A 13,965-nucleotide genomic window follows, 5' to 3' on the forward strand; every position below is an offset into this window, starting at 1 on the left:
GGGCGGCGGCCACCGCGCTGAGCGTGAGGCGGCGGCGCCGCGCCGCGGCACGGTTGCGGGCGGAGCCGGGGCGCGGGGCACCGGCGGCGCGGGGTGCGCGGGCGGTGCCCCTGGCGCCGCCCGCCAGCTCGTCCGGCCCCGGCACCCGCATGCTCGTATGCGTGTCACGGTTCGAGCCGGGCGCAGGCGCGGCGCCCGGCACGAGCGGCACGGCACCCCGCCGCACCCGCTCGACGTCGCGCGGACTCTCCGGCTCCACAGGCGCCGCATCGGACTCCGGCTCCGGCTCGTCCACATCCAGCGGCGGCATCCCCGCCAGCACAGGCAGCTGCTCCCGCAACCGCGCCCCCAGCTCGGACGCCCGCAACCGCGACGCCGGCGCCTTGGCCAGACACTGCACGAGCAGCTGCCACAGCTCCTCGGGAATCCCGGGAAGCGGAACCACCGTCTCCGTGACATGCCGCCGCAGCACCGCCCCGGGGTGACCGCCACCGAACGGCGTGAACCCGGCCAGCAGCTCGTACAACACGGTCGCCAGCGCGTAGATGTCGACGGCCGCCCTGGGAGGCAGCCCCTCGATGATCTCGGGCGCCAGATAGTCCGGCGTACCGATGATCTTCGTCGCCCGAGTCCGCCGCGGCGAGTCTATGAGCTTGGCCACACCGAAGTCCGTCAGCAGCGCCGGATGCGACCCGCCGGGCCCGAGCGGACCCTGCATGTCCAGCAGTACGTTCTCCGGCTTGACGTCCCGGTGCACGACACCCGCCGCGTGCGCGGCAGCGAGCCCGTCCGCGACATCGGCGACGATCGCGACCGCGGCCTCGGGAGCCAGCCGCCGTTCGCGGTCGAGCCGGGTCCGCAGATCCGTCCCCCGTACGAGATCCATGACCAGCGCGAGGTCGTTGCCGTCGACCACCAGGTCACGTACGGAGACGACATGCGGATGATCGAGACCGAGCAGCGCCGTCCGCTCCTGCACGAAGCGCCCGACGAGCTCCTGGTCGGACGCTAGGTCCTCACGCAACAGCTTGATGGCGACGGGCCCCTCCGGCCCCTCGCCCAGCCACACCGTGCCGGCGCTGCCCCGCCCCAGAATCTGGTGCGCGGTGTACCGGCTGCCGATCTTCCGTGCCAAGACTGCTCCTACGGACGCGTGTTGTCGCTAAAGCTACGCGCCCGCAGACCCAACCTTCACTCCGGAGACAGAAATCACCCCCCAGGTGTCGACAAATCCCCAGAACCGCACCGCGGTTCCGGGGATTCGAAGGGGAGAGAAAAGAGAGGAAGGGGTCTGAACAGGCCTGGACAGACCCAATGGGAACTCAAGCGATCCAAAGGGACATGAGAGGCGAGACGGGTCTACTGACCGGAACCAGTACCCGAACCCGAGTCGGAGCCAGAGCCCAGGTCCCCCACCCAGTCCGTCGCCGTCGTGAACCAGTCCGTCAGCTGCTCCCAGTACGACTTGGTCGAATCGAGCCAGCCCTGAAGCGGGCTCAGTTCCCAGACCAGCCACCCCGCCACGACCAGGATGATGATCGTGAACAGGCACCCCTTGAGACACCCGAGCCCGGGGATCTTCATCGGGTTGGCGCTGCGCTGGCGCGGCTCACGCGGCGGACGGGGCTCGCGAGGAGGCCTCGACGCGGGCTGCTGGGGCGGCGGCGGCGCGGGAGCGTACCGCTGCGGTTGCTGCTGGGGCTGAGGCTGCCGCTGAGGTGCGTACTGCTGCGGCTGACCCTGGGGCGGATAGCCCTGCTGAGGCCGCTGCTGGGGCCGCTGTCGCGGCTGCTGCTGCGGGCGGGCGACCTGTCGCTGCGGACGCCGCCGCAGCGGGTCCTCGCCGGGGTCGAGATACGACTGGACCTGGGTCTGCTCGTTGCGGTCGCGGGCCGCGCGCAGCTGGTTCTGCCAGGGGTGCGGGTCCTCCGGGCCGCCGGACGGCGGCTGGTTCGGCGGCACCGGCGGCATCACCGAGGTGGGGTCGGAGGCGCCGCGGCGGGGCAGTACGGAGGTGGGGTCGGCGTCACCGGAGCCTGCGCCGGCGCTGGTGTGCGGCAGGACGCTGGTCGCGCCGTTCGGGTCGTACGAGCCGGCGCCGTGCTGCAGCACCTGCGTGGGGTCGGCGGCCCAGGATTCGCCCGGCACGGTGGCGGGTGCCGGGTCCGGGACGAGCAGCGCGCCCACGCCCTCGGCTGCGGCGATCTGCGCGGAGGTCGCGTGCACGCCGACGCCCTCGGCGACCGCACGGAGGCCGCGCGCGAGGTTCTCGGCGCTGGGCCTTTCGTCCGGGTTCTTGCGCAGACAGCGCTCGATGACCGTCCACAGGGGGTCGGGGACCGTGGAGGGGCGGCGCGGTTCGGCGCTGAGGTGCTGGTGGAGCACCTCGAGGGAAGAACCGCCCGAGAACGGCGGACGGCCGGTGACCAGCTCGTACATCATGATTCCGGCGCCGTAGACGTCGACGGCGGAGGTCTGCGGGCGGCCCTCGGCGGACTCGGGGGCGATGTACGCGGGCGTGCCGACGAACTCGTGGGTGCGGGTCAGGCCGGGCGAGTCGGCGAGCCGGGCGATGCCGAAGTCGGTCAGCATCGGGTGCATCTGGCCGCCCTCCTGCTTGAGCAGGACGTTCGCGGGCTTCAGGTCGCGGTGGACGACGCCGTCGGCATGGCTGGCGGCGAGCGCGTCGGCGACCTGGGCGGTGAGGAGGGCGGCGGCCACGGGGCTGAAGGGGCCGTTCTCGCGCAGGTAGCGGTGCAGGTCGGGGCCTTCGACCAGGTCCATGACGAGGGCGAGGAGGTCGCCTTCGACGACGAGATCGCGTACCCGGACGATGTTCGGGTGGGTGAGGCGGAGCAGGACAGAGCGCTCCCGCAGGAACCGCATCACGACATCCGCGTCGTTGGCGAGCTCCTCCTTGAGAACCTTGATCGCCACGGTCTCGCCGGGCTGGCCCGGAACGGCCGCTTCGGCTCCCGCGGTCTCCCTCTGGCGGGCTCGCCAGACGGTGCCTGTGGCGCCGCGCCCAAGCGGCTCCTCAAGGAGGTACTTGCTCCCTACCGGCCGCACGTCATGCGCTCCCTGCTGCTTGCCTGGCTGGTTCGTCACCCTTGCTACGGGTGTTCCGACCCACTGTAGTGCCGCTGAACTGGCACCGGGTTGTCGTCATCCTGTGGATGCCGTCCTGTGGATTACGTGGGGCGATCCCTTCCGTTTCAGGCGAAGACGCTCACTCCTGGGCGGTTGGTTGCCGGATCTTGGCGTGATCGATCCCAAGGGGCACTGGTCAGGCACTTTTGCGGGCAGAGCCGACCAATCAAGATCACTTGTACGTGGGAGGCGGGCGCGTTGTCAGTGGCAGGTGCGAGGATGCCTCCAGTACTGGCCGACGTGCCCGAGTGCGGTGGGGGGAGCTGCGGTGGGGATCGCAGCGCAGCCTCGTCGCGGGCGCCCGCGCAGAAGGGACCGCTGACGGCGATGCAGATCCGGCTGACCGTCGTAGACCCGTTGGGGACGCGCCCCGAAGGGCGAGCCGCGTCCTGCGACGTGCTGGTGACGGCGCCCGCCGGGACCGCGCTCGCCGCGGTGTCCTCCGGACTCGCCTCGGCGATAGGGGGCGAGGGTCCCGGTGTGCTGTATGCGGGAGCGGAGCGGCTCGACGCACAGCGCTGCACGCTCGGTGAGCCGCCGCTGATCGACGGCGCGGTGCTGTGCCTGGGCGCTCCGGCGGAGCCCGGCCCCGAGGTCGACGCGGCCGCGGCCCGGCTCCATGTCGTCGCCGGTCCGGACGCGGGCGGCGTCCATCTGCTGCACGGCGGCCGTATAGACATCGGCCGCTCCGCCGACGCGGACGTGCCCCTGGACGACCCGGACGTCTCCCGACTGCACTGCGCCGTCACGGTCGCCGCGGACGGGCGGGTGTCGGTCGCGGACCTCGGCTCCACGAACGGCACGACGCTGGACGGCGCGCGCGTGGGCGAGCGCCCCGTGCGGTTGGCGCCGGGGGCGCTGCTGCGGGTGGGCGAGTCGGCGTTGCGGCTGGCCCGGGCGGGGGACGGGGCAGCGGTACGGGAGACGGTGCCGGACGGGGAGGGGCATGTACGGGTGCTGGAGGCGCCGCTGCCCGGGCCAGCCGAAACCGTCCCACACGCGCGCGTGTGGGACGGCGACGACTCCACCGCCCCAATGGCGAGCGATACGCACCATGGCTTCGGTACGGCGGGATGGGGAGCCGCGGAGGGCAGCTCCTCCGGGGCGCAGGGGCACGGCTCTGTGGAACCGCCCGTCGTACCCGGGCAGGGCGGGGCACCCGAGACCGAGGGCACGGGGAGGACCGAGAGGGCCGGGAGCACGCGGAAGGACACGCCGACGCGGGGTACGACCGTGCCTCGCGAGGCGGTGCCGCGCGGGGCACGTAAGCGCGGCGGGCTCTCGGCGTGGGCCCGGCGACTGGCGGGCGGCCGGGGCGAAGGGTCCGGGACGTCGGCGTACGAGGGGGAGGACGAGGCGCTGTCTCCCGAGCCCGTCACGGAGGGCGCCCGGGAGCCGGAGCGGTGGCCCGATCCCGCGGCGTTGCTCCTGGCCGCGCTTGGGCCGGGGCCCCGGCTGTGGGAGCGCGGCCCCGAGCACCCGGAGACGCTCGCGGTGCGGCTCGGTACGGCGGACCGGAGCGTGCCCGACGGTTCGGGGCTGCTGCCCGCGGTGCCGGTGACCACCGGGTTGCGGGAGGTCGGGGCGCTGGGCATCGCGGGGCCGCGGCCTCGTCTCTCCGGGCTCGCGCGCGCGGTGGTGGCGCAGCTCGCCGCACTGCACTCCCCCGACACGCTGGAGATCGTCCTGCTCAGCGCGGACCGCTCGCGCCCCTTGGAGGACCGCATCGCCGAGTGGTCCTGGCTCGGCTGGCTCCCCCACCTCCGCCCCGCCCACGGCCAGGACTGCCGCCTCCTCCTGGCCTACGACCGCGAACAGACCACGTCCCGCACCGAGGAACTGCTCCGCCGCCTGGAGGACCACGCGACGGATACGGCCCGGAGGACGGAGACCCGGCCCTCGTACGCGACTGCCGCGGGTGTTTCCCGCGGGGCCCAGGCCCACGTCATGGCCGCCGCCCCGGACCCGACCGGCGCCATCCCGGCCGCGCGCCGAGGGGGCGACGCCGAGGCAGGGGGCGGCTACGGCGACGCCGCCGGACCGTCCGCCGACGGCGCCCATGCGGGTAGCCCATCGGGCGGCCAAGGCGGTGGCGGGCGCGCCTACGACGCGGCGACCGACCGACCCGGGCCAACGGCCGGAAGCCACTCGGGTCATCGGCCGAACGACCCAAGCGACGCTGGGCACGGCGACGGCAAGAGCGACCACCCCAGCCCGCCCGCCGACGGCACCCACCTGGGTCACCTGCCGGGCAACCGCGCCAGTGGCGAGCGCGGCTACAGCGACGCCGCAACCAGCCACCCTGGGCCAACCCCCAGAAGCGACCACGCAGGTCAGCGGTCGAGCGACCCAGGCCGCGCCACCCGTGGCGACGGCAAGAGCGACCGCCCCGGCCCATCCGCCGAAGACGCCCGCCCAGGACACCTGGGAGACCGGCCGGACACCCACGGCGCCCCCGGGCACGACTCCGGCGCAGCCACCGGCACTGCCTCCGGCAAGGCCCAGCACGCCGACGGCGAGCGCCGCAACGGCAACGGCAACGGCGTAAGCCACCCCCCCGAACCCTCCACCGAAGACGCCCACCCCCAGCACCCACCGACCCACCACGGCGATCCCACCTCCGACAGATCACCCGTCATCGGACGTGACCGCGACGCCACCCACCTGGGGTTTTCGCTGACCGGCGGGCAAGTCGACGGCACTCCCCGAGGCCGCGGCCACCGGCCCTCCTGGGCCCGGAGCGACGAAGCGGGCGACGGCGAGTGGCGCGGTCCGTACACCGTGGTCGTGGTGGACGGGGATCCCGGGCCCGCCGCCGTGCGGGAAGCCGTGTCGCGGCTGGCGGTGGAGGGGCCGCGGGTCGGGATCCATGTCATGTGCCTGGCCGAGACGGCGGCCGCGTCGCCCGCGTCACCGGTGACGGAGACGTACGAGGCGGCCTGTGCGGCTTCGTCGGTGTTCCGGGACTGCGGCGCCGTCGCCCTGCTCAGCGGGGACGTGGCCACGGCGCTGCGGGTGATGCGGGTCGCACCGGGCGCACCCGCCGGCGCCGCCCGCACCCAGGCCGCGGAGCTCCCCCGCGGACCCGTCGGCCACGGCACCGTGGCCGCCGTCGACGCGGTGTCGATGGCCTGGGCCGAGCGGTTCGCGCGGGCGCTGGCCCCGTTGCGTACGGACGCCGTCCCCGGTGAGCGGCACGCGCGCGTGTCCGCGCCGTTGCCCCAAGCGGCGCGGCTGCTCGACGAGTTGGGGCTGGCCCGGGCCACCCCGGCGTCCCTGATGGCCCGCTGGGCGGACGCGGCCGACGACACGGAGGCGCTCGGCGGTCGCGCGGTCGCCGTGCTCGGGGCCGGGCCACGCGGGCCGGCGAGTGTGGACCTCGTCCAGGAGGGCCCGCATCTGCTGATCGAGGGGCCCTCGGGCAGCGGGCGTTCGGAGCTGCTGCGCTCCGTCGCCGCCTCGCTCGCCGCCGCGGAGCGGCCCGACCGGCTGGGGATCGTGCTCATCGACGGGTGGGACAGCACCGGGGGCGGCGCCCCGCGCGGTGAGGGCCTGCGGGTCTGTACCGACCTGCCCCATGTCACCACGCATCTCGCGGCCCACGACCCGGTCCGTATGCGGGAGTTCGCCCAGTCCCTCACCGCCGAGCTGAAGCGACGGGCCGAGCTGCTCGGCCGCCTCGACTTCACCGAGTGGCACGCACGGCAGCAACTCCAGGGCCGCATCATGGGCCAGCGCTCGGCGAGCGGTTCCACCACCGCATCCCCCGGGACCACTACGCGCCCAGGAACCACCACCGCCCACCCCACCCCCGGCGCCGCCGACCTGGACACACCCCCGAGCTCCACCCTCCGCCTGCGCCCCGCTTCGGAGCGGCAGCGAGCGGCCGCGGAGACGGGCCCCCCGCTCCCCCGGCTGGTCGTGATCGTCGACGATCTGGACGCGCTGCTGTCCCCCGCCCTGGGCTCGCCGGGACGCCCCGCGGCCGGATCCGTCGTACGAGCCCTGGAAGCCGTGGCGCGCAGCGGTCACCGGCTCGGGGTGCATCTGGTGGCGGCCACCGCGGGCGGGCCCCGTACCGCCGAGACGGAGCTGGCCCGGCAGGCGGCCCTGCGCATCGCCCTCGAAGCCCCCTCGTCCGGCCCGGAGGATCCCGCCCCCGGCCGCGGACGCCTCACCGGTCCCCGCGGCCGGTCAACTCCCTTCCAGGGAGGCCGAGTCACGGGCCGCATCCCCCGCACGTCAACACTGCGCCCCACGGTCGTCCCCCTTGAGTGGGATCGAATGGGCGACCCGCCCGCCCGTCGCCCCGTACGCGAATTGGGCAACGGTCCGACGGACCTGGCCCTCCTCGCCAGCGCCCTGGAACGAGCCGCCCGCTCCGTGTCGGCCACGGAGGTTCCCTCACTGCTCTGAAGTCGCCTGAAGCCACCCTTGAAGCCGCCATTCTGTACAGCCCTCAACCACCTGACGACTCCTTACGACCACACACAACTCCACACACGACTCCATTCGACTCCATCGGCATGAGCGCACGTCACGACGCGGTTACGATCACGCACTTGACACCGCAGGCGCTCTTGCCGCCGCCAAGCGGGCAGGCGTACACCGGGAGCGCACGGGAACAGCAGCGCTCGGACGTTCGACGGAGAACGGGGCTAGTCATGCGCAGCACTCTTCGTACACGCAGGCCGAACAGGAAAGGCAGGGCCGCGAAGGCCGCAGCCGCCGTCGTCGCGGGGGCGATGGCGCTCGCACTCACCGCGTGCGGCGGCGACGGCAATGACGACGCGGGAAGCGACGGCGGCGAGACGGACAACGCGGCCACCGTGAAGCTCCCCAAGCTCGACGGTCAGAAGCTGGAGGTCGCGGCGGTCTGGACCGGCCCGGAGCAGGAGAACTTCACCAAGGTCCTGGAGGAGTTCGAGAAGCGGACGGGCGCGGAGGTCAGCTACGTGCCGACCGGCAACAACACCTCCACCTTCCTGGGCACGAAGATCCAGGGCGGCAAGCCGCCGAACGTGGCGTTCCTGCCGCAGGTCGGTGTGCTCCACCAGTTCGCCGACAAGGGCTGGGTCAAGCCGCTGGGCGCCGAGGCACAGGCACAGCTCGACAAGAACTTCTCGGCGGGCTGGAAGGATCTGGGCGCGTACAAGGACCAGCAGTACGGCGTCTACGCGAAGGCCGCCAACAAGTCCCTGGTCTGGTACAACACCGCCGCGTACGAGGCCGCCGGGATCACCGGGGAGCCGAAGACCTGGGACGAGTTCGTCCAGACGGCGCAGACGTTGTCGGACGCGGGTTCGCCCGCGGTCTCCGTCGCCGGACAGGACGGCTGGACCCTCACCGACTGGTTCGAGAACGTCTATCTCTCGCAGGCCGGACCGGAGAAGTACGACCAGCTCGCCCAGCACAAGATCAAGTGGACGGATCCCTCCGTGAAGGAGGCCCTGACCACGCTCGCCGAGCTCTGGGGCAAGGACGAACTGATCGCGGGCGGCCGGGACGGCGCGCTGCGCACGGAGTTCCCCAAGTCGGTGACGAACACCTTCTCCGGTGACACCCCGGCCGCGATGGTCTTCGAGGCCGACTTCGTCGCGGCGAACATCAACGCCGACACGGATGCCAAGATCGGCACGGACGCGAAGGTCTTCCCGTTCCCGGCGGTCGGCGGCGAGTCGCCGGTGGTCAGCGGCGGTGACGTGGCCGTGGCCCTGAAGGACGACAAGGGCTCGCAGGCCCTGCTGACCTTCCTCGCGTCGACCGACGCGGCCGAGATCTGGGCCGCGCAGGGCGGCTTCATCTCCCCCAACAAGGAGATGGACCTCAAGACGTACAAGGACGATGTGACCCGGGACATCGCCGAGGCGCTGCTCGCGGCGGGCGACGACTTCCGCTTCGACATGTCCGACCAGGCTCCCGCCGCCTTCGGTGGCACGCAGGGCCAGGGCGAGTGGAAAGCGCTCCAGGACTTCCTGAAGGACCCGTCGAACGTCGACGGCATTCAGCAACAGCTCGAAACGGCCGCCGCCAAGGCGTACGAGGGCTGACGGCAGCCGATGTCGTCCCAGGTGGCGATGGCGGGGGGCTCCTCGGGTCCGGTGCCCCCTGCCCGGAAGCGCAAGAGCGTGATGGGCACCCGGCCGTGGGTGGCGGGACTGTTCCTGCTGCCCGCGCTGGTGCTGCTCGGCGCGCTCGTGGTCTACCCGATCGGGTACTCGGTCTGGCGCAGTCTGTACGACGCCAACGGCTCGTCCTTCGTCGGCATGGAGAACTACGGCGACATCTTCACGGACGAGGCCACCTTCACCGCCGTCAAGAACACCGCGATCTGGGTCGCGGTCGCCCCCGCCCTGGTCACCGGGCTCGGCCTGATCTTCGCCGTGCTGATGGAGCGGGTGCGCTGGTCGACGGCGTTCAAGATGGTCATCTTCATGCCGATGGCGATCTCCATGCTCGCGGCGGGCATCATCTTCCGGCTCGTCTATGAGGGGGATCCCGACCAGGGCGTCGCCAACGCCGTGGTGGTGGGGGTGCACGACACCTTCGCCGAGTCGTCCGTCTATCCCAACGCGCGCCCGTCGCCGGAGAGTGATCTCAAGGCGTCCGGAGGCGGCGCCTTCACGACGACGGACACGGTGCGCGCGGGGGCTCCGGCCCTGCTTCCGCTGGTCGGCATCGCCCCGAACAAGCTGCCCGGCGATCCCGTGGACGCCATGCCCGCCGAGTCCGCGGGCGACGAGGTGTCCGGCACGGTCTGGCTGGACTTCAGGCTGGGCGGCGGCGGCGAGAAGGGCGCCATCGACGCACGCGAGAAGGGCCTCTCGGGCATCAAGGTCGAAGCGGTCAAGGACGGCAAGGTCGTGGCGTCCGCAGAGGCTGCCGACGACGGTACGTTCAGGCTGCCCACGGAGGCGGACGGTGCCCAACTCCGGCTACCCGCCTCGAACTTCGCGGCGCCCTACAACGGCGTCGACTGGCTCGGCCCGAGCCTGGTCACCCCGGCCATCATCGGTGCGTACGCCTGGATGTGGGCCGGTTTCGCGATGGTGCTCATCGCGGCGGGGCTCGCCGGAGTGGACCGCAACCTCCTGGAGGCGGCCCGGGTCGACGGAGCCAACGAGTGGCAGGTGTTCCGCAGAGTCACGGTCCCCCTGCTCGCGCCGGTCCTCATCGTCGTGCTGATCACGTTGATGATCAACGTGATGAAGATCTTCGACCTCATCTTCATCATCGCCCCGCAGCCCAGCCAGGACGAGGCCAACGTGCTGGCCCTGCAGCTCTACAACACGGCGTTCAGCGGTAGCGGCGACCTCGGCCTCGGCAGCGCGATCGGCATCGTCCTGCTGCTCCTCGTCCTGCCGGTGATGATCGTCAACATCCGCCGACTGCGAAGGGAGCGCCAACGGTGACCGCACCCTCCGTACCCGTGAAAGAACCCCTGGTGGCCGTGGAGCCGTCCGGCCCGCCCCCGCGCTCGCTGGTCTCCCGGCTGGCGAGCGGCGCGGCCGGCGGCGTGATGCGGGTCTTCCTGATCCTGGTCGCGCTGCTCTGGGTGACGCCGACGGTGGGTCTGCTCGCCTCGTCGTTCCGCGACCCGACCGACATCGCCGAATCCGGCTGGTGGACCGTCTTCAGCAAACCGGCCCAGCTCACCACCGAGAGCTACTCGACCCTGCTCGGCAACGAGGACATCACCGACTCCCTGCTCAACACGGTGTGGATCACCGTTCCGGCCACCGCTCTGGTCGTCGTCATCGGCGCCATGGCCGCGTACGCCTTCGCCTGGATGGACTTCAAGGGCCGCGACTGGTGGTTCCTGATCGTGGTGGCGCTGCTCGTGGTGCCGGTGCAGGTCGCCCTGATCCCGCTGGCCGATCTCTTCGGCGACCTCGGGATCTACGGCAGCGTCATCGGCGTCGTCCTCTTCCACGTGGGCTTCGGCCTGCCGTTCGCGATCTTCCTGCTGCGGAACTTCTTCGCGGAGATCCCCCGGGAACTTCTGGAGGCCGCGCGGCTCGACGGCGCGGGTGAGCTGCGGCTGTTCACCACCGTGATCCTGCCGCTCGGCGCGCCCGCCATCGCGTCGCTCGGCATCTTCCAGTTCCTGTGGGTGTGGAACGACATGCTGGTGGCGCTGGTCTTCTCGGACTCCGGCTCACGGCCTCTGACGGTCGCCCTGACCGAGCAGACCCGGCAGTTCTCCGGCAACATCGAGACGCTCGCGCCCGGCGCCTTCATCTCCATGGTCATCCCGCTGGCGGTGTTCTTCGCGTTCCAGCGGCAGTTCGTGTCCGGTGTGATGGCGGGCGCGGTGAAGTAGCGCTTCGGGGAGTGCGGTGGGGGCGGTCCGCCCCTCACCGCACTCCCGACATCCCCCATATGCCGCGTCTGGCGTAACCACGTCACCCCTTCGGCCGTTTCCGGGCAGTCTGCCGCGCCGACCCATGGATGTGACGTGCCCCGGTTCAGTGTCATCGTCCCCGCGTACAAAGTGCAGGCCTACCTGCACGCCTGCCTGGCCTCCGTCCTCGAACAGTCCTACCCCGACCTCGAGTTGATCGCCGTCGACGACTGCTCGCCGGATGCCTGCGGATCGATCATCGACGAGTTCGCCGCCCGCGACCCGCGCGTACGGCCCGTGCACCTCGACGAGCACGTGGGCCCCGGCCCGGCCCGCAACGCCGGTCTGGAGCGCGCGAAGGGCGACTACCTGGTCTTCCTGGACGGTCAGGACAGCCTCACCCCGCACGCGCTGATCGCCATCGCCGACCGGCTGAAGGAGACCGACGAGCCGGATGTCCTGGTGTACGACCACGCGCGCACCTTCTGGACGGGCGAAACGGTGCGCAGCGTCCAGTCCGCGCAGCTCACCGAGCGGGGCCCGGCGCCGTTCCGGCTCGACGACCGGCCGGGGCTGCTCAAGGTCCTCATGGTGGTGGGGAACAAGGCGTACCGCCGGGAGTTCATCGAGCGGGAGGGCTTCACGTTCCCTCCCGGCCACTACGAGGACACCCCCTGGACGTACTCAGTTCTGATGGCTTCCGAGACCATCGCGACGCTCGACCGCGTCTGTGTTCACTACCGCCAACGACGTCAGGGGAGCAGGCCCGGCACCATCGGCCGGGGTCACTTCGACATCTTCGATCAGTACGACCGTGTCTTCGCCCATCTCGACGCCCATCCGGAACTGGCGCACTGGCGCCCCGTCCTGTTCCGCCGCATGGTCGACCATCTCTCGGCCGTGTTCCTCGGACGCGACCGGCTGCCGCGTGGCTCCCGTCCCGAGTTTCTGCGCAAGGCCCGCGCCCACTACGCCCGTTACCGGGTGCCGGGCGCCCGCCTCCCGGCCCGCAACTGGCTGCGGCACGTGCTCATCCGCCTGGGCAGCCACCGCACATATCGCACGCTGTGGGCGGCGGCGCAGCTGAAGAGACGGGTGACGGAAGGCGTCACGGCCGCGTTCCGTGGCGTACGGGCCGTGGCGCTGCGGCTGCACTACCGCATCCAGCTCCGGCTTCCCGTACGAGCCGACCACGCCGTGTTCTCCAACGGGAACGGACGCGGTTACGGCTGCAACCCGGCGGCGCTGGAGGACGCGTTCCGGACGTACGTCCCGGGGATGCGCACCGCGTGGATCGCGGCGCCCGAGCACCACCACACCGTCCCGGCCGCGACCCGCAGGCTGAGCCCGGACACTGCCGCGTACTGGACGGCGCTCGCCCGCTCCAAGTACCTCGTCAGCAACGCCGACTTCGACCGCAGGCTCGTCAAGCGACCGGATCAGATCCTGGTCCAGACGCAGGCCGGCACCCCGCTCAAGCGCATGGGCCTGGATCTCCAGGACCGCCCGGCGGCGGCCCGCGACACGGACTTCGCCGAGCTGCTGCGCGGCGTCGACCAGTGGGACTACTGCCTGTCCGGCAACCGCCACGCCACGCTCGTCTGGGAGCGCGTCTTCCCCTCCGGCTATACGACGCTCGAGTACGGCCAGCCCCGTAACGACGTGTTCCAGCGGGCGACTTCGGCGGACGTGGCCCGGCTGCGCGAGACGCTTGGCATCCCCGCGAACGCGATCGCGATCCTGTACGCGCCGACGCACCGCGACTACCGCCGCTCCCAGCGCAGCATGCTCGACCTGGAGCGCGTTCTGCGCGGGCTCGGCCCGCGCTTCGTGCTGTTGACCCGCGCGCACCCTTCGTACGGGCAGCCGCTGGCCCGCAGCGACGGCCGGCTGATCGATGTGTCGGAGCATCCGAGCGTCGAGTCCCTGTGCCTGGCCTCGGACGCGCTGATCACCGACTTCTCCTCCCTGATGTTCGACTATGCGAATCTCGACCGGCCGATCGTGATCCACGCGGACGACTGGGCGGCGTACGAGGCGGCACGTGGCACCTATTTCGATCTGCGCGCGTTCCCGCCGGGAGTCGTCGCGCGCAGCGAGGACGAACTGATCGACATCTTCGCGACCGGCCACTGGCGCGGCTCGCGCTCCGCGCAGCTGAGGGCCGCGTTCCGGAAGCGCTTCTGCCCGTACGACGACGGGCGGGCCGCCGAGCGTGTCGTACGCCGGGTCGTGCTCGGTGAGACCGCCGGGCTGCCGGCCGTGGTCCCGCTCGACGAGCGCCATCCGGTGCCGTCGGTGGAGGATGGCATTCCGTGGGTGCTCGATTCCCCCCGAACCGGGGATTATCCGACCGCCTCACCACTGGCAACTGTTTCGACACCCGGAGTTTCCATTCCCGTCGTTGACAGCCCGTGAAGCACTCGGATCCCATCCTCCAACACACAGAAATTCCATAGACCCTGCTGTAC

7 protein-coding genes are annotated in these 13,965 nt (G+C 71.8%); 5 read left to right on the forward strand and 2 right to left on the reverse strand.

Annotated elements, in window-relative coordinates:
* Positions 1 to 1,135 (reverse strand): serine/threonine-protein kinase (locus tag ACYVO6_RS22490; RefSeq protein ID WP_461063806.1); only part of this gene is annotated, 1,135 nt, incomplete at its 3' end.
* Between the two features lie 224 nt (positions 1,136 to 1,359).
* Complete coding sequence (locus ACYVO6_RS22495) at positions 1,360 to 3,069, reverse strand: serine/threonine-protein kinase (RefSeq protein WP_461063808.1); 1,710 nt, start codon at positions 3,067 to 3,069, stop codon at positions 1,360 to 1,362.
* A 408-nt stretch (positions 3,070 to 3,477) separates the two neighbouring features.
* On the opposite strand from ACYVO6_RS22495, the gene ACYVO6_RS22500 reads away from it, so the two are divergent.
* From ACYVO6_RS22500 to ACYVO6_RS22520, 5 genes are all read left to right on the forward strand, one after another.
* Entirely contained in the window at positions 3,478 to 7,566 is a 4,089-nt protein-coding gene (locus ACYVO6_RS22500; RefSeq protein WP_461063882.1) for an FHA domain-containing protein, read from the forward strand.
* A 248-nt stretch (positions 7,567 to 7,814) separates the two neighbouring features.
* On the forward strand, positions 7,815 to 9,200 hold the full coding sequence (locus tag ACYVO6_RS22505) for an ABC transporter substrate-binding protein (protein WP_461063810.1): 1,386 nt from the start codon (positions 7,815 to 7,817) through the stop codon (positions 9,198 to 9,200).
* A 9-nt stretch (positions 9,201 to 9,209) separates the two neighbouring features.
* Positions 9,210 to 10,562, forward strand: a complete 1,353-nt coding sequence (locus tag ACYVO6_RS22510; RefSeq protein ID WP_461063812.1) for a carbohydrate ABC transporter permease — start codon at positions 9,210 to 9,212, stop codon at positions 10,560 to 10,562.
* A gap of 107 nt (positions 10,563 to 10,669) precedes the next feature.
* The gene (locus ACYVO6_RS22515; RefSeq protein ID WP_461063884.1) at positions 10,670 to 11,473 is read left to right on the forward strand and encodes a carbohydrate ABC transporter permease; all 804 of its coding nucleotides are present in this window, start codon (positions 10,670 to 10,672) and stop codon (positions 11,471 to 11,473) included.
* A 135-nt stretch (positions 11,474 to 11,608) separates the two neighbouring features.
* Positions 11,609 to 13,912, forward strand: a complete 2,304-nt coding sequence (locus ACYVO6_RS22520; protein ID WP_461063814.1) for a bifunctional glycosyltransferase/CDP-glycerol:glycerophosphate glycerophosphotransferase — start codon at positions 11,609 to 11,611, stop codon at positions 13,910 to 13,912.
* The last annotated feature ends 53 nt before the right edge of the window (positions 13,913 to 13,965 follow it).

It is taken from the genome of Streptomyces pseudoechinosporeus, from assembly GCF_054783935.1.

What these genes read in the sequence shown, in the direction of transcription:
- ACYVO6_RS22515 (WP_461063884.1), top strand. Translation starts at nt 10,670, where the DNA reads ATGCGGGTCTTCCTGATCCTGGTCGCGCTGCTCTGGGTGACGCCGACG.
- ACYVO6_RS22500 (WP_461063882.1), top strand. Translation starts at nt 3,478, where the DNA reads ATGCAGATCCGGCTGACCGTCGTAGACCCGTTGGGGACGCGCCCCGAA.
- ACYVO6_RS22510 (WP_461063812.1), top strand. Translation starts at nt 9,210, where the DNA reads ATGTCGTCCCAGGTGGCGATGGCGGGGGGCTCCTCGGGTCCGGTGCCC.
- ACYVO6_RS22505 (WP_461063810.1), top strand. Translation starts at nt 7,815, where the DNA reads ATGCGCAGCACTCTTCGTACACGCAGGCCGAACAGGAAAGGCAGGGCC.